Origin of the sequence: Bradyrhizobium manausense (genome assembly GCF_018130615.1) — a bacterium.
GTDB lineage: Bacteria > Pseudomonadota > Alphaproteobacteria > Rhizobiales > Xanthobacteraceae > Bradyrhizobium > Bradyrhizobium manausense_A.
Genome location: NZ_JAFCKB010000002.1, coordinates 148,653 through 163,973, shown reverse-complemented (window position 1 = coordinate 163,973; position 15,321 = coordinate 148,653). Strand labels below are relative to the sequence as shown.

The 15,321-nt window shown below is 63.8% G+C and carries 14 protein-coding genes and 1 tRNA gene; 4 read left to right on the top strand and 11 right to left on the bottom strand.

What is annotated here, in order from left to right:
- Window positions 1-217: 217 nt before the first annotated feature.
- From JQ587_RS04470 to JQ587_RS04460, 3 genes are all read right to left on the bottom strand, one after another.
- Window positions 218-853, bottom strand: coding sequence for an ATP-dependent Clp protease proteolytic subunit (locus JQ587_RS04470; protein ID WP_212300971.1), 636 nt, complete (start codon window positions 851-853; stop codon window positions 218-220).
- 292 nt (window positions 854-1,145) lie between these two features.
- Complete coding sequence (gene tig / locus JQ587_RS04465) at window positions 1,146-2,504, bottom strand: trigger factor (RefSeq protein WP_212300972.1); 1,359 nt, start codon at window positions 2,502-2,504, stop codon at window positions 1,146-1,148.
- Window positions 2,505-2,685: 181 nt separating this feature from the next.
- A tRNA-Leu gene (locus JQ587_RS04460) sits at window positions 2,686-2,770 on the bottom strand.
- A 155-nt stretch (window positions 2,771-2,925) separates the two neighbouring features.
- Here JQ587_RS04460 and JQ587_RS04455 point away from each other — a divergent pair.
- Window positions 2,926-4,242, top strand: coding sequence for a multicopper oxidase family protein (locus JQ587_RS04455; protein WP_212424517.1), 1,317 nt, complete (start codon window positions 2,926-2,928; stop codon window positions 4,240-4,242).
- Window position 4,243: 1 nt separating this feature from the next.
- On the opposite strand, the gene JQ587_RS04450 is transcribed toward JQ587_RS04455, so the two are convergent.
- On the bottom strand, window positions 4,244-4,687 hold the full coding sequence (locus JQ587_RS04450; protein WP_212424516.1) for a GNAT family N-acetyltransferase: 444 nt from the start codon (window positions 4,685-4,687) through the stop codon (window positions 4,244-4,246).
- Window positions 4,687-6,186, bottom strand: coding sequence for an NAD(P)H-hydrate dehydratase (locus JQ587_RS04445; protein WP_212300975.1), 1,500 nt, complete (start codon window positions 6,184-6,186; stop codon window positions 4,687-4,689). The genes JQ587_RS04450 and JQ587_RS04445 overlap by 1 nt, the downstream gene beginning before the upstream one ends.
- 378 nt (window positions 6,187-6,564) lie before the next feature.
- Between JQ587_RS04445 and JQ587_RS04440 the strand changes: the two genes are divergently transcribed.
- Window positions 6,565-6,903: a P-II family nitrogen regulator gene (locus tag JQ587_RS04440; RefSeq protein WP_007603495.1), complete on the top strand. Its 339-nt coding sequence runs from the start codon at window positions 6,565-6,567 to the stop codon at window positions 6,901-6,903.
- A gap of 150 nt (window positions 6,904-7,053) precedes the next feature.
- Window positions 7,054-8,463 (top strand): type I glutamate--ammonia ligase, encoded by a 1,410-nt coding sequence (gene glnA / locus JQ587_RS04435; RefSeq protein WP_212300976.1) that lies wholly within the window; start codon window positions 7,054-7,056, stop codon window positions 8,461-8,463.
- Between the two features lie 223 nt (window positions 8,464-8,686).
- On the opposite strand, the gene JQ587_RS04430 is transcribed toward glnA, so the two are convergent.
- The 3 genes from JQ587_RS04430 to JQ587_RS04420 all read right to left on the bottom strand — a co-directional run bounded on the left by JQ587_RS04430 (window position 8,687) and on the right by JQ587_RS04420 (window position 11,868).
- Window positions 8,687-9,445 carry a slipin family protein gene (locus tag JQ587_RS04430; RefSeq protein ID WP_433995260.1) on the bottom strand — a complete coding sequence of 253 codons (759 nt, stop codon included), beginning with the start codon at window positions 9,443-9,445 and terminating at the stop codon, window positions 8,687-8,689.
- Complete coding sequence (locus JQ587_RS04425) at window positions 9,445-10,818, bottom strand: NfeD family protein (protein WP_212424515.1); 1,374 nt, start codon at window positions 10,816-10,818, stop codon at window positions 9,445-9,447. The genes JQ587_RS04430 and JQ587_RS04425 overlap by 1 nt, the downstream gene beginning before the upstream one ends.
- 276 nt (window positions 10,819-11,094) lie before the next feature.
- Window positions 11,095-11,868: a gamma-glutamyl-gamma-aminobutyrate hydrolase family protein gene (locus JQ587_RS04420; RefSeq protein ID WP_212300978.1), complete on the bottom strand. Its 774-nt coding sequence runs from the start codon at window positions 11,866-11,868 to the stop codon at window positions 11,095-11,097.
- Between the two features lie 236 nt (window positions 11,869-12,104).
- On the opposite strand from JQ587_RS04420, the gene JQ587_RS04415 reads away from it, so the two are divergent.
- Complete coding sequence (locus JQ587_RS04415; RefSeq protein WP_212424514.1) at window positions 12,105-13,256, top strand: AI-2E family transporter; 1,152 nt, start codon at window positions 12,105-12,107, stop codon at window positions 13,254-13,256.
- A 15-nt stretch (window positions 13,257-13,271) separates the two neighbouring features.
- Here JQ587_RS04415 and JQ587_RS04410 read toward each other — a convergent pair whose 3' ends face one another.
- From JQ587_RS04410 to JQ587_RS04400, 3 genes are all read right to left on the bottom strand, one after another.
- Complete coding sequence (locus JQ587_RS04410; protein WP_212300980.1) at window positions 13,272-13,568, bottom strand: antibiotic biosynthesis monooxygenase family protein; 297 nt, start codon at window positions 13,566-13,568, stop codon at window positions 13,272-13,274.
- 99 nt (window positions 13,569-13,667) lie between these two features.
- A complete protein-coding gene (locus JQ587_RS04405; protein WP_212300981.1) occupies window positions 13,668-13,904 on the bottom strand; it encodes a hypothetical protein in 237 nt (78 codons plus the stop codon).
- Between the two features lie 57 nt (window positions 13,905-13,961).
- Window positions 13,962-15,194, bottom strand: a complete 1,233-nt coding sequence (locus JQ587_RS04400) for a GGDEF domain-containing protein (protein WP_212300982.1) — start codon at window positions 15,192-15,194, stop codon at window positions 13,962-13,964.
- Window positions 15,195-15,321: the final 127 nt, after the last annotated feature.

Here is a 15,321-nt window from a genome sequence, read left to right as displayed (position 1 = left end):
CAATACCGTGATTTCACGTCTTGGCACGGGCGAAGTGACCGAAATCACGCCAGCGTTGCTGGATTACCACGAAATAACGAGCACGAAAGCGGAACTTTCTGCCTGTCGCAGGGCGCAAAACCGGCTTTTTGCGCCTTTGCGAACGCGTCCTTAACGTGAACGCCGTGCTGACGATCCCCGGCATTCCCGGGGATCAAAGTTGCCATCCCGGTAAGCCTTACGGGGCCTTCGCAGCCGCGGCCTCTTCGGCGCGCTTATCGATGACCTTGTCGACCAGGCCGAACTCCTTGGCGTCGTTGGCGGTCAGGAACTTGTCGCGTTCCAGCGCGTCCTCGATCGTCTTGTAGGTCTGGCCGGTGTGCTTCACGTAGATTTCGTTGAGCCGCTTCTTCAGGTTCAGGATTTCCTGCGCGTGCAGCATGATGTCGGTGGCCTGGCCCTGGAAGCCGCCGGAGGGCTGATGCACCATGATGCGCGCGTTCGGCAACGAGAAGCGCATGTCCTTCTCGCCGGCGCAGAGCAGCAGCGAGCCCATCGAGGCCGCCTGGCCCGTGCACAGCGTGGAAACCGGCGGGCGGATGAACTGCATGGTGTCGTAGATCGCAAGGCCCGACGTCACCACGCCACCCGGCGAGTTGATGTACATCGAGATTTCCTTCTTCGGATTTTCCGCCTCGAGAAACAAGAGCTGCGCGACGATCAGTGTCGACATGCCGTCCTCGACCGGTCCGGTCACGAAGATGATGCGCTCTTTCAACAGGCGCGAGAAGATATCGTAGGCGCGCTCGCCACGGTTGGTCTGCTCGACCACCATGGGCACGAGGTTCATGTAGGTTTCAACCGGATCGCGCATGAGTCACCTAGGGTTTTAGAGGCGGACATCGCCAGTCTTGGCTACCAGTCAGGCTGGATGTGCCGGAAGGCCGATGGACGTCCCGTGATGCAGGAAGTTGATAGAGGCAGAACGCGTAGGTACCGACAGATATAGCCCAATTCGCACCAGACAAGTGCGGAGCGAATTAAGGCTTAATCGACCTGATCCCCTTTGGCACTTGAAGCTGATTCTCGCAAAAAGGCCCAGCCGGCCATCTGGCTAGCTGGGCCCCTTCGCTGATCATCCTTAATAGAAAACTGTCTCAAAGCCTTCAGGCTGCAGTCTTTTCCTCGTCGTCCTTGTACAGGTCCTCGCGCGAGACCTTCTTCTCGGTCACGTTGGCGAGTTCGAGGATGAAGTCGACGACCTTGTCCTCGTAGATCGGCGCGCGAAGCTGCGCCAACGCCTGGGCGTTGTTGCGATAGAAGTCCCAGACTTCCTTCTCGCGGCCCGGCATCTGGCGCGCGCGCTCGATCACGGCGCGGCCGACCTCGTCGTCGGTCACGGTGATCTTGTTCTTCTCGCCGATCTCGGAGAGCACGAGGCCGAGACGCACGCGGCGATCGGCGATCTTGCGGTACTCTTCCTTCGCCTTGTCCTCCGTGGTGTCCTCGTCGGCAAAGGTCTTGCCGGCGGAATCCATCTCGGCCCTGACCGAGTTCCACATCAGATTGAATTCCTCGTCGACGAGCGAGGGCGGCGCCTCGAAGCGGTGCGCCTCGTCGAGACGGTCGAGCAGCGCGCGCTTGACGCGCTGGCGCGTTGCACCGGCAAACTCGGCAGTCAGCCGCTCGCGCGCGGCTTCCTTGAGCTTGTCGAGCGATTCCAGTCCGAGCGTCTTGGCGAACTCGTCGTCGATGGTGAGATCCTGGGGCGCCTCGATCAGCGTCGCGGTGGTCTCGAACTCGGCCGGCTGGCCCGCGAGCTTCTCGCTCATGTAGTTCTTCGGGAACGACACCTTCAGCGTGCGCGTCTCGTTCGCGCCGATGCCGATGAGCTGCTCCTCGAAGCCGGGGATGAAGGTGTTGGAGCCGATCGCGACCTGGATGCCCTCACCGGTACCGCCCTCGAAGGCTTCGCCGTTGATGGTGCCCTTGAAGTTGATGGTGACGCGGTCGCCAGAGGCGGCCTTCTCGCCCTCACCCTTGGGGGCATAGCCGCGATTGCTGTCGGCGATGCGCTTGATCGCCTCGTCGACGTCCGAATCGGACACGTCGGCGACGGGCTTCTCGACCTGGAAGGCCTTGAAGTCGGCGAGCGCGATCGCGGGCACCACCTCGATCGTGACCGTGTAGGTCAGGTCGGACTTGCCCGAGAGCAGTTCCTCGACCTCGGCCTTCTCGGTCGGCATGGTGATCTTCGGCTCGGTCGCGAGCTTGAAACCGCGCTCGGTGAAGAGCTGGGTGTTGGTGTCGCGGATGGTCTGGTCGATGGTCTCTGCCATCACCGAACGGCCATAGACCTTCTTGAGGTGACCGACCGGCACCTTGCCGGGACGGAAGCCGTTGAGGCGCACCTTGTCCTTGAGGTCGACGAGCTTGGCACCAGCCTTGGCGTCGAGATCGGACGCGGGAACGCTGATCTTGAACTCGTGCTTCAAGCCTTCCGAGAGGGTTTCTGTGACCTGCATGGCGTCCAATCTTCTTCTCGTTCGGTCCCGGCACTCATCGCGCATCAGGACGCTGTCATCAATCGATCCGGCGCGAGGCTAACGCCTCAACGCCGGTGGTTCATCAGAGCCCTGCCCCGAGCGGACAATCATCCGCGCGGAGCGAGGCCCTTCGGTAATCCGTGCAAACGCGATAAGCGCTTGGTGCGGGCGGAGGGACTCGAACCCCCACAACTTTCGTCACTGGAACCTAAATCCAGCGCGTCTACCAGTTCCGCCACGCCCGCGTGAATTTGCATCAAGACCGGCCGCGATGCCGCGGGCGGCCGGGCTTATAGCATGTGCCCGACTGTTCGCAGCAAAAAAATGGCCTGATCGAGGCACTCTCCAAGTAGGCATGATGGCTGGACTTATCCAGCGCGGCGTGGTCCGGATCGAGCCCATGAAACCGCGGATTTTCGACCCCACCAGACGAGAGGTTTTGGCCGGAGTCGGTGCTTCCCTGGGGGCCTCTGTTGCCGGGTTGACCACCGGCGGCGCGGTCCCGCTTCCCACCGCCCAGGTCCTCCTGCAGGCAAGGCCAGCCACGCTGGCTCTGGGGCCGGATCAGCCGGCTACACCGATCTGGGAGCTGGCCGCCGCAAGCCATATCGGGAATGTGCGCCTTAAGCGCGGGGACCGCTGCGAAGTGGTCTTTCGGAACGACCTGCCTGTGCCGATTGCCCCAGCCTGGTACGGCCTCGATGGCACAACCGTAGCCGATCCGCTGGCGGGACGGGCGCCCACAGCGCCGGGATCGACTGAAACATCAATTATTTCAATATCAAACGCGGGAACCTTGCTGGCCAACTTCCGGCTCTTTGAAGACCGCCTGAACCAGCCGGCCCGCCCGCTCCCGATCATCGCCGCGGAGACGAGCCCCGTCACCAACGACCGCGACGAGGTTCTGTTGATCGAGGAATGGCGCATGAAGCCGGATGGCACGGCGCTTCCGCCGGGCCGCGACGCCACGGGCAGCACCCCGCTCTACACGCTGAACGGGCGGACTTCATTCGAACTCTCAGCCGCGGCCGGCGAGCGGCTGCGGCTGCGCTTCATCAACGGCTCGCAACGCTCTGTTCTGGCAATCAAATTGGAAAGCCATGAAGTCCAGGTGATCGCGCTGGACGGACAGCCGGCCGAGCCCTTCCCGGCCCGCAATGGCGCCCTGGTGCTGGCTCCTGGCGCGCGCGCTGATGCCTTCGTGGACGCGGCCGCCTCAGCCGCATTCGTGCTGCACGACGGCAAGGAGGCGCGCCCGATCGGGCGCCTCGCCGTCTCCGGCAAGGCTGAGCGACGCGCGTCGCTGCCACCGTCGCAGCCGCTCCCGCCGAACGACCTTCCCGAAAAACTCGACCTGAAAGGCGCCCTGCGGTTCGATGTCGCGGTTGGCACGACCGAGGCCGGCTGGACCCGAACGGCCAATTTCTCCACCGCCTCCGCCCCGGCCTTCCGCACCAAGGTCGGCCGCACCGTCGTGCTGGCCCTGAAGAACCCTTCCCCGATCACGACCGTCTTCCATCTGCACGGCCACCATTTCCGCCTGCTCGACCGGCTCGATGATGGCTGGAAGCCCTATTGGCTCGACACGCTCGCCCTTGAGCCCGGCCAGACCCAGCGTATCGCCTTCGCTGCGACCTCACAGGGCCGATGGCTGATCGAATCCGTGGTGACGGATTGGACCGCACCACGGCTGGTGCGGTGGTACGCCGTGGAGTGATCTAACGACCCGCTCGTGTCCAAACGTACCGAGCGTCGGGCTCCTTCTCCTCGTTCCGCGCCCCGTCGGTCCCCTCGACCAGCCTGAACCCGCGCGCTTCGTAGAAGTGCCGCGCCGGCGTGTTGCGCTGGAAGGTCCAGAGCTCGAGCTGCTCGCTGTTGTCTTTGGCGACGTTGAGAAGTTCGGTGCCGATGCCGCGGCCCTGCGCGGCGGGTCGGACGTAGAGCTGCTCGATCCAACCCTCGCGGAAGGCGACGATTCCGCAGAGCTCATCGCCGTCGAAGCGTCCCCAGACGCGGCAGGTCGGAAAGATGCGTTCGCGGTAGAACCAGTGATCCTCGTCCGGCGTATGCAGTCCGGCGAGCGACGGCATCGCACGATCGAAGGCGATCCGATGAACCTGCGCTGCGGCGCCCATGTCGGTGAGCGCGAGCGGCGTGAGCATCAGTACTCGATCCCGAGCGCGTTATAGATGCGCCGGTGCACCGCCGGCAGCGTCTCGGTGAGATCTTCGGCGATCAGCCCCGGCCCCGCTTCGCTGGCCGCCTCGCCATGCATCCAGACGCCGATGCTGGCGGCTTCGAACGCCGGCACATCCTGCGCCAAAAGACCCGCGATAATGCCGGCGAGCACGTCGCCGGCGCCTGCCGTGGCAAGCCAGGGCGGCGCGTTGGCGGCAATGGTGGCGCGACCATCGGGCGCGGCAATCGTGGTATCGGGGCCCTTCAAGAGCACGATTGCACCTGAACGCTCGGCGGCAGCGCGCACGCGCTCGAGCTTGGAGCGGCCCGGAGTCTTGTTGCTGAGGTCGGAGAACAGGCGCGGAAACTCGCCCTCATGCGGCGTCAGCACGACCCGCGCATCAGGCGAAGACTTGATCGACTCAAACAGCCGCTCGGGATTTGCGGCGAAGCTCGTCAGTGCATCGGCGTCGAGCACGACATGGCGCTGCGCCGAGATCGCGGTGTGAACCATATCGCAGGTGCGCTCGCCGATGCCGGCACCGGGACCGATCATGCAGGTATTGTAGCGCTTGTCGCCGAGCAACTCGCCGAACTCGACCACGGTGTCGACGGGACGAACCATCACCGCCGTCAGCGCACTTGCGTTGATGACGAGCGCATCGCGCGGGGTCGCGAGCGTCACGAGGCCCGCCCCGGCGCGCAAGGCGCCGCGGGCGGCGAGACGCGCCGCACCGGTCGCAGCCGCATCACCGGACACCGCCAGCACGTGGCCGCGCGCGTATTTATGGCCGTCGATGCGCGGCACCGGGAAAGCAGCGCCCCAGAAATCCGGATCGTTTTCGAAAGTCTGTGGCGCGATCTCGTCGAGCACCTGTGCGTCGATACCGATGTCGGCAACACGCACGCGGCCGCAATGCATGCGGCCCGGCAGCAGCAAATGCGCGGGCTTCTTGCGGAAGAAAGTGACGGTCTCGGTGGCGTTCACCGCCACCCCCATCACGGCCGCGCCGGTGCCGTTGATGCCGCTCGGCAAATCGACGGCCAGAACCATCGCGCCGTTGGCGTTGATCGCCTCGATCATCGCGCGCGCCTCGCCGTCGACGGGACGGCTAAGACCTGCGCCGAACAGCGCATCGATGATCAACGCCGGCCTTCCGATCGCCTGCGGATTGAACGGCAGCACCGGGTGCTTCCAACCGCGCGCAGCCGAGGCCGCATCACCCTGGAGCTGGTCGCGCTCGCACATCAGAATCACCGAGACATCGCGGCCCTGGGCGGCGAGTTCGGCGGCTGCGACAAAACCGTCGCCACCATTGTTGCCGGGACCGGCCACGATCAAGATCGGGCCCTCCTCCACCAGCGCGTTGGCGGCTTCGGCAACCGCCTGGCCGGCGCTCAGCATCAGCTTGAAGCCGGGCGTGCCGGCCGTGATGCTGAGTTGATCAGCCCGCTGCATCTCGGCGGTGGTTAGAACTTCCATGCCACTTCCCTGGTCCAAACGCCTTTTCAACAGGCACGTTTCGTGCCGATCCGCCCGACGGAGCACCTGTTTGCACAGATATTGAACTGTTTGCCTATTTCGTAGTCTGCGGTATTTTGAGCCGACCGGCTCCACCTATCAGAGATGCTCGTTAAAAGGCTGATAACGCTCCAATAATCAGGGCATTTGCAACTTGGCATAGACCCTGCTTTCGAGGAAGCCGCTTCGGTTCGTCGTGCTCACTGGCAATATCTGGGTGTGGCCGGCCGTTGGTGCCGGGCTGGTCAGGTCCCGGCATAGCAAAGACAAGATCGTGCGTGAGAGAAGCGCATCCTGACGAAGACGTTGCTATTTGATCGAAAGGCCGGGAGGCGCGCAGTGAAGAAAATCGAAGCCATCATCAAGCCGTTCAAGCTCGACGAGGTGAAGGAAGCGCTTCAGGAAGTCGGCCTTCAAGGCATCACCGTGACCGAGGCCAAGGGTTTTGGTCGCCAGAAGGGCCACGCCGAGCTCTACCGCGGCGCAGAATACATCGTCGACTTCCTGCCCAAGGTGAAGATCGAGATCGTGATCGGCGACGACCTGGTCGAGCGCGCGATCGACGCGATCCGCCGCGCCGCGCAAACCGGACGCATCGGCGACGGCAAGATCTTCGTCTCCAATATCGAAGAGGCGATCCGCATCCGAACCGGCGAATCCGGGCTGGACGCTATCTGAGCCGGGTGCTATCCCGAATTTTGCGACACTCTGAAAGAAAAAAGGCTGCTTCGGCGGCCTGATTTCGTTTGTGCGGTTGCACCAACTCGCCGAAAGCGAGAACGAATCTGCTCATCTGGAAACCGACCCGCAGAGCCAAAAGGGGTATGCATGAAGACCGCCAAAGACGTCCTGAAATCGATCAAGGACAACGACGTCAAATACGTCGATCTGCGCTTCACCGATCCGCGCGGCAAGTGGCAGCACGTGACGTTCGACGTCAGCATGATCGATGAGGACATTTTCGCCGAAGGAACGATGTTCGACGGCTCCTCGATCGCCGGCTGGAAAGCGATCAACGAATCCGACATGTGCCTGATGCCTGATCCGGTGACCGCGACGATCGATCCGTTCTTCGCAGAAACCACGATGGTCATCACCTGCGACGTGCTCGAGCCGACCACCGGCGAGCCCTATAACCGCGACCCCCGCGGCATCGCCAAGAAGGCCGAGGCCATGGTGAAGTCGATGGGTGTGGGCGACAGCGTGTTCGTCGGTCCCGAAGCCGAGTTCTTCGTGTTCGACGACGTGCGCTATTCGGCCGAACCCTACAAGACCGGTTTCCGGCTCGACTCCTCGGAACTGCCGACCAATTCCGACACCGAATATGAAGGCGGCAATCTCGGCCACCGCATCCGCACCAAGGGCGGCTACTTCCCCGTTCCGCCGCAGGACTCGGTGCAGGACATGCGCTCGGAAATGCTGGGCGCCATGGCCAAGATGGGCGTCAAGGTCGAGAAGCATCACCATGAAGTCGCTTCCGCCCAGCACGAGCTCGGCATGAAGTTCGACACGCTGACGCTGATGGCCGACCACATGCAGATCTACAAGTACTGCATCCACCAGGTCGCGCACATCTACGGCAAAACCGCCACCTTCATGCCGAAGCCCATCTTTGGCGACAACGGCTCGGGCATGCACGTGCACCAGTCGATCTGGAAGGACGGCAAGCCGGTGTTCGCCGGCAACAAATATGCCGACCTGTCGGAGACCTGCCTTCACTACATCGGCGGCATCATCAAGCACGCCAAGGCGATCAACGCCTTCACCAACCCGTCGACCAACTCCTACAAGCGTCTGGTCCCCGGCTATGAGGCTCCCGTGCTGCTCGCCTACTCCGCGCGCAACCGCTCGGCTTCCTGCCGCATCCCCTACACCGCTTCGCCGAAGGCCAAGCGTGTCGAAGTGCGCTTCCCGGATCCGATGGCCAATCCCTATCTCGGCTTCGCCGCGATGCTGATGGCCGGCCTCGACGGCATCAAGAACAAGATCGATCCGGGTCCGGCGATGGACAAGGACCTCTACGACCTGCCGAAGGAAGAGCTGAAGCAGATCCCGACGGTGTGCGGCTCGCTCCGCGAGGCGCTCGAAAACCTTGACAAGGACCGCGGCTTCCTCAAGAACGGCGGCGTGTTCGACGACGACTTCATCGACGCCTACATCGAGCTGAAGATGACCGAAGTCGCCCGTTTCGAGATGACCCCGCATCCGGTCGAGTTCGAAATGTACTATTCGGGCTAAACGGCCCGAGCGATCGCGACAAGCAAAAGGCGCCCCGCGAGGGGCGCCTTTTCGTTTGGGCGAACGCTGAAAGCCGTCAACTTTCGTTCTGCATCTGACTCCATTTCGTTCTCAAAGAACGAATCGGAATCGCGAAAATCGGCGCGCAGCAATCGTTGCCGATTGGTTTATTCGATCCGAGATATTGCGAGCGCGTTCGTAGCAGTCCTGCGTCAATCCACGCTCAATTCGTCTCGCGCCGCGATATCAAATGGTCGAGCAACCCCGTCGGCAACGGAAACACGATGGTCGACGACCGCTCGCCGGCGATGTCGTGCAGAGCCGCGAAGTAGCGCAGCTGCATCGCCTGCGGCTCCTGCGCGAGAATCCGGCCGGCCTCGACCAGCTTTTCGGCGGCCTGTTGTTCGCCCATCGCGTTGATCACCTTGGCGCGCCGCAACCGTTCTGCTTCGGCCTGCTTGGCGATCGCGCGCACCATTGTTTCGTTAATATCGATGTCCTTGATCTCGATTCCGGTCACCTTGATGCCCCAGACGTCGGTCTGCTTGTCGAGGATTTCCTGGATGTCGGCGTTCAACCTGTCGCGTTCGGCGAGCATCTCGTCGAGCTCGTGCTTGCCAAGTACCGAGCGCAGCGTGGTCTGGGCGAGCTGACTGGTCGCGGCCATGTAGTCGCCGACCTTGATGATGGCGCGCTCGGGATCGACGATGCGGAAGTAGAGAACGGCGTTGACCTTGACCGAGACGTTGTCGCGCGAAATCACGTCCTGGGGCGGTACCACCTGCACCATCACCCTGAGGTCGACCTTGACGAGCTGCTGCACGACCGGAATGAGGATGACGAGGCCCGGCCCCTTCACCCCAGTGAAGCGGCCGAGCGTGAAGATAACGCCGCGCTCGTATTCCCTGAGGATGCGAACCGCCTGGGTGAGAAACAGGACGACGATCAGCGCAAGCACTGCATAAAGCGAATATTCGAACATCAGACGTGACCTCCCTCGCCGCTCGGCCGCCGAACCACCAGGGTCAAGTCGACGATATTGGCGACCTCGACCCTCTCTCCGGGCTTGAAGGTATCAGCGCCGCGCGCTTGCCAGCGTTCGCCATGCGTGAACACGTGCCCCTCGTTCTCGTTCCAGTCGAGCACCTCGGCGATCAGGCCGCGCATGGCTTGCGCCCCGACCCGTGGCGAACCGCGGCGGGCGCGCCGAAGCGCACCGAGCACAACCAGAACGAACCCCGTGAAGATCGCCGCGACGATGGCGATGACCGACCACGACAGCCGGTAGCCGGGCGATTCGATCCTGACCAGCATGATGGCGCCCAGCACAAAGGCGACGACGCCTCCAAGCCCGATCACGACGGTCGGATTGAATGCCTCGATCGCGAGGAGCGCAATGCCGACCAGCATCAGGCCGAGGCCGGCATAATTGATCGGCAGCATGTTGAGGGCGTAGAGGCCGAGCAGCAGGCAGATCGTCCCGACCACGCCCGGAGCAACGGCGCCGGGGGACATGAACTCGAAGATGAGGCCGTAGATTCCGACCATCAGGAGGATGAACGCGACGTTGGGATCGGTGATGACCGCCAGGAATCGGGAAATCCAGCCGGGATCGACGGCTTCGATGATGGCGTCCTGCGTGGCCAGACGCTGCGTCGTGCCGTCGCCGAGCTCGACCACGCGACCGTCGATCTGCCTGAGCAGGTCGGCCTCATCGCGCGCGACGAGGTCGACGGCATGCGCCTGCAACGCGCCATTGGCGGACAGCGTGGCCGCTTCGCGGACCGCCTTCTCGGCCCAATCGGCATTGCGGCCGCGCAGTTCGGCGAGGCTACGGATGAAGGCGACGGCATCGTTTGTCACCTTCGCCGTCATCGCGTCCTTCGGCTCGTCCTTCTTGTCCTTGCTGTCCTTGTCCGGCGCGCCGCCGGGCAGGCCCGGAAGCGGTCCGCCAATCTGCACCGGCGTCGCGGCACCGATATTGGTGCCCGGCGCCATCGCCGCGATGTGGGTCGCATAGAGGATATAGGTCCCGGCGCTTGCCGCATGGGCGCCGGCCGGCGCGACGTAGCCGGCGACAGGCACGGAGGAGCCGAGCACATCCGCGATGATCTCGCGCATGCTGGAATTCAGGCCGCCGGGCGTATTCATCCGAAGGACCACGATCTCGGCGCGTCGTTCGCTCGCCTTGACCAGCGCCTCCTTCACATAGCTCGCCGACGCCGGGTCAATGGCGCCATCGATCGTGACGGTGAGTGCAAGACGGCGATGATCCTCCGCAGAGCCGGGACGGAGACAGGCAAGACAAGCGACGATGCCGATCGCCGCAACGAGGGCCGCCTTCATGATCTGCACGGCAAGGGCTCCCTTGCCGAAGATATGGTGGCCGTCACGCAAACCTCAATGCGGAGGTGCGTCGCCCGCAATTGCATTGTGCGATGCAATGGACGGGGTCGAACTGCGGCACTCATGTCGCGGACAACGTCCGCCGTCATTCCTTCCAGAGTCTTCGCGCGAACGGATTCTGGATTGCTTCGCGGAGCCTATCATCGGGCCGCGCTTCGCGCGGACCCGTTGACGCGCAATGGCGATGTGGCGAGAGGCTTACCCCGAACTCGCCACGCAGCCGCGCTACGCCGCCGCCCTCTGCTTCGCCACCATCGCCTCGCCGAACGCCTCGAACAGCTTGCGATTGATCGGATTGCGCTGCGGGTCGTATTCGGCGTGCCATTGCACGCCGAGCGCGAAGGTCGAGGCCTCCGCGATGCGGATCGCCTCGATGGTGCCGTCCTCGGCCACGCCTTCGATCAGCACGCGCTTGCCCGGATCGAGGATGCCCTGCCCGTGCAGCGAATTGACCCGGATCTTCTCGCAGCCGAGCAGCTTTGCGAACGCGCCCCCCGGCGTGAGGTCGACGTCATGACGGTCGGCGAACACGACCGTGGGATCAGGATGGATCTCGCCATTCTCGAGCCGCGGCATGCGGTGGTTCATGCGGCCTGGAATTTCGCGGATCTCGGGATGCAGCGAGCCGCCGAAGGCGACGTTCATCTCCTGCAAGCCCCGGCAGATGCCGAACAACGGAATGCCACGCGAGACACAAGCGACCGAGAGCGCCAGCGCGACCTCGTCGCGGTGGATGTCATAGGGCTCGTGCTTCTCGCAGGGATCGACGTTGAAGCGGGTCGGATGCACGTTCGCGCGGGCCCCCGTGAGCACGATGCCGTCGACGGTATCGAGCAGTGCGGCGATATCGGTGATGTCGGGCGAGCCCGCAAACATCACCGGCAAGCCGCCGGAGACCTCAGCCACGGCGCGCAAATTGCGCTCGCCGACCATCTGGACCTGAAATCGATTCTCGACGCGATGGGCATTCCCAATCACGCCGACGACCGGCTTTCTCATCTCCCGTTCCGACCTCCCCGTAAGAAGATTCTCCAAACATGCCCCTCGGATGGAACAAATTCAACCGAGGGGATTGCGGGACGGCAATGCTATTTTTGCGCAAATGCGCCCCAAGGCGCCCTCCCATCCCCCCGGTATTGGCCGCGAGGCCCGCTTCGATCCGGCGCACGGCCCCGGCTTGATCCCCGGTGGGATTTCACGAAAGAGTGCTGCTGCCGGTGCCGAAAGGACATGATGTGACCGTCCCCAGAGATGAACAGTCCAAAACCCGCTCCGATCAGGCGCGGGACATGGCTTGGGCCATTGGCGTCGGCGGCATGGGGGTCGTCCTGTTCACCGCGGCGCTGGTCTTCACCTGGTACTTTGCCGCCACCCTGCTCCTGATCTTCACCGGCATGCTGCTCGGCGTCGGCCTCAACGCGCTGACCAATGCGCTCGGGCGCCGCGTGCACCTGCCGCATGCGGTGCGGCTTGCGATCGTTTGCAGCGTGCTTGCGGCGTTGCTTGCAGGTGTTGCCTATCTCGGTGGCGCGACCATTGCCGAGCAGGCCTCGGTGCTCAGCAACACCATCAAGTCGCAGATCTCGCATGTCAGGTCCTTCCTCGAGACCCACGGCATCGACACTAGCTTTTTCGACATCGGCAGTACCGGCTCCGCCGGCCCCTCGTCCTCGACCGATACGGCGTCGGCGCCTGCGCCGAGCCCGAATGCCCACGGCCAGCTGCCGGGCGCAGGCGCGCTTGCCTCCAGCGGCGGGGCGATCGTCAGCCAGACCTTCAAGCTGCTGTTCGGCGCGATCAGCGCCGTCGGCAACATCTTTATCGTGCTGTTCCTGGGACTGGCCTTTGCGGCGCAGCCCAGCGTCTATCACGACGGGCTGTTGTTTCTCGTGCCGGCGAAGCATCGCCTCCGCGCGACCCTCATCATCGATCGCATCGGCGAGACGCTGGAGCGCTGGCTGATCGCGCAGATCATAGTCATGCTCGCGGTCGGCGTCGTGACCTGGATCGGACTTGCCGTCATCGGCATCCCCGGCTCGTTCATCCTCGGGATCCAGGCCGGCCTGCTCGCCTTCATCCCGACCGTCGGCGCCATCATCGCCGGTGTCGTCGTGGTGCTGGCGAGCCTCGCCTCGGGCTGGATCCCGGCGCTATCGGCGCTGATCCTGTTCCTCGGCGTGCATACGATGGAGAGCTACGTGCTGACGCCGCTCCTCCAGCGCCAGGCGCTGGACATCCCGCCGGCCACGCTGTTCGCATTCCAGATCCTGCTCGGCGTCGTCTTCGGCATCTGGGGCCTCGCGCTGGCGCTGCCCCTCGTCGCCATCGCCAAGGTCATGATCGACCATTTCAAGACGTATGAGGCGCCTCGCGCAGAGGCGGCATAAAGCAGGTGTGGCGCCTCAGGTCGTCAGCACGGTCTCGGTGTGCTCGACCTCCGGGGGCGAGGCAAAATACTGACCAACCAGGCCGCGCCATTCGGTGAAATTCTCCGAACCGCGAAAATCGACGGTGTGGTTTTCCAGCGTCGCCCACTTCACCATCAGCCGGTAGCGCTGCGGCTTTTCGATCGACTTGTGCAGTTCGAACCCGTGAAAGCCCTTGGAGCGGCCGAAGGCGGCCTTGGCCTTGGCGACGGCGGCCTCAAAGTCCTTCTCGCTGCCCGGTTTGATGTCGATTTGCGCGATCTCGGTGATCATCGGTTTCCACCCTTTGTTTGGTGGCCGTATCTACCGCAGCCCGGACAAAAGAAAAAGGCGCCGAAACGGCGCCCTGCCCGGCCGAAAATGCGCTCGCTCTCAGGCGAACAGCAGCACGGTGCCTGCAACGACGAGCGCGCAGCCGAGAAACAGCGCCACCGGCCAATAGCTGCGGCTCTGGGCGTAGCGTCCCTGGGCCCGACGCTCGGCAATCAGCGCGGTCTCGTACTCATCCGCGGTCGAGAACAGACAGGCGAAACCGCCGCGTGCCGAGCTTGCGGCGGCTTCGAGCGACATCAGGGCAGCCTGCGGGTTCTGTCGACGGATCGATTCCATGACCGCAATGGTAGGAACCGAATGGTAAACAGAGGATTACCGCAAGCCCCCTTGGTCTCAGGCCGTCGCCGGCTGGGTGTTTGATTGTCCCTTGGGGACGCCGATCCGCGCGGCACTCTGGCGGCGCCAGTTCTCCAGCGACAATGGCAGCTCCTCCGCCGCCTCGACGCGATTACGACCGCCGCGCTTGGCCTGGTAGAGCGCCGTGTCGGCCGAAGCCAGCAACACCTCCAGCTCGGTGCCGGCCGGGCCGCCGGCCACACCGATGCTGACGGTGGTGTCGACCGGGCCTTCATCGACCACGACGCCGGAGGTCTCGAATGCCTCGCGCACGCGCTCCGCGACCAGCACGCCTTCCTCCAGCGCACAAGGTAGCAGCGCCGCGAATTCCTCGCCGCCGATACGGCCCGACAAGTCGGAGATGCGAAGATTGTTGACGACGACGGTCGAGAACAGTTTCAGCATCTCGTCGCCGGCGGGATGGCCGAAGCGATCGTTGATCGATTTGAAATGGTCGATGTCGAAGATCATCACCGTGACCGGACGGCCGCCCTTGGCCTCGCGATCGATCATCCGCGCGCAGGCTTCCGAGAAGCCGCGGCGGTTGAGCATGCCCGTCAGCGGATCGGTCGACGCGGCGGTGCGGTGCGCGGTCACCGTGCGCTCCGACACCAGCATGAAGATCACGAACACGGTGCCGACGGCATAGAGCACGAGCTCGACCGCGAACACGGTAACCCAGACGCTGCCGGAGAAGCCGGCATCGTTCGGACGCAGGAAGCTGCCGAGCAGGATCGGCAGCATCAGCACGCAGCCGTGCATCACCGGCACCACGAAGGCCGGCCAGCGCCGCTGCAGGCTCTTGCGCCGCTCGACCCAGAGCTCGCTCGCGGTCAGCGCCGCATAGACCGAGACGATGCCGGCGCCGACGATCATACGCAGCATCGACGCAGTGGGATCGAGCAGCGTTACCGCCGCGACCCAGGCGAGCGCACCAATCACGAGACCGGGCCAGTTCGGCTTGCGGCCGTGGAAGACGCGCGCTGCGTTCCACACCATGCCGCAGGCAACGAAGCCGACCGCGTTCAAGGCGAGATAGAGGTGTGGACCGAGCTTGTCGCCGGCCGCCGTCCACAGCGCGACGGAGGCCGCGCCAAGCAGATAGGCCGTGCCCCACCATTTCAGCGCGGGGCTATTCTCCTGCTTGCCGAAAAACACCATCATGGCGCCGAGCAATGCGGCGACCATGGTGGCGACCAAATAGAGCGTGATGCTATCGAGCGACATCATGTCGGCCCCCTTCTAAACATAGCAGTTACGCGATCGGCCCAGCCGACTTGCGCGCCCTTCCAGATGCGACGCTATGTCCGGCGGGTTCCATTCAGGTTTTCATGGGGACCCAAGTTTTCGGGAAACA

Excerpts from the sequence above, each read along its gene's own strand:
- JQ587_RS04470 (WP_212300971.1), bottom strand. The coding sequence starts at position 853 with ATGCGCGATCCGGTTGAAACCTACATGAACCTCGTGCCCATGGTGGTC.
- tig (WP_212300972.1), bottom strand. The coding sequence starts at position 2,504 with ATGCAGGTCACAGAAACCCTCTCGGAAGGCTTGAAGCACGAGTTCAAG.
- JQ587_RS04455 (WP_212424517.1), top strand. The coding sequence starts at position 2,926 with ATGAAACCGCGGATTTTCGACCCCACCAGACGAGAGGTTTTGGCCGGA.
- JQ587_RS04450 (WP_212424516.1), bottom strand. The coding sequence starts at position 4,687 with ATGCTCACGCCGCTCGCGCTCACCGACATGGGCGCCGCAGCGCAGGTT.
- JQ587_RS04445 (WP_212300975.1), bottom strand. The coding sequence starts at position 6,186 with ATGGAAGTTCTAACCACCGCCGAGATGCAGCGGGCTGATCAACTCAGC.
- glnA (WP_212300976.1), top strand. The coding sequence starts at position 7,054 with ATGAAGACCGCCAAAGACGTCCTGAAATCGATCAAGGACAACGACGTC.
- JQ587_RS04430 (WP_433995260.1), bottom strand. The coding sequence starts at position 9,445 with ATGTTCGAATATTCGCTTTATGCAGTGCTTGCGCTGATCGTCGTCCTG.
- JQ587_RS04420 (WP_212300978.1), bottom strand. The coding sequence starts at position 11,868 with ATGAGAAAGCCGGTCGTCGGCGTGATTGGGAATGCCCATCGCGTCGAG.
- JQ587_RS04410 (WP_212300980.1), bottom strand. The coding sequence starts at position 13,568 with ATGATCACCGAGATCGCGCAAATCGACATCAAACCGGGCAGCGAGAAG.
- JQ587_RS04405 (WP_212300981.1), bottom strand. The coding sequence starts at position 13,904 with ATGGAATCGATCCGTCGACAGAACCCGCAGGCTGCCCTGATGTCGCTC.
- JQ587_RS04400 (WP_212300982.1), bottom strand. The coding sequence starts at position 15,194 with ATGATGTCGCTCGATAGCATCACGCTCTATTTGGTCGCCACCATGGTC.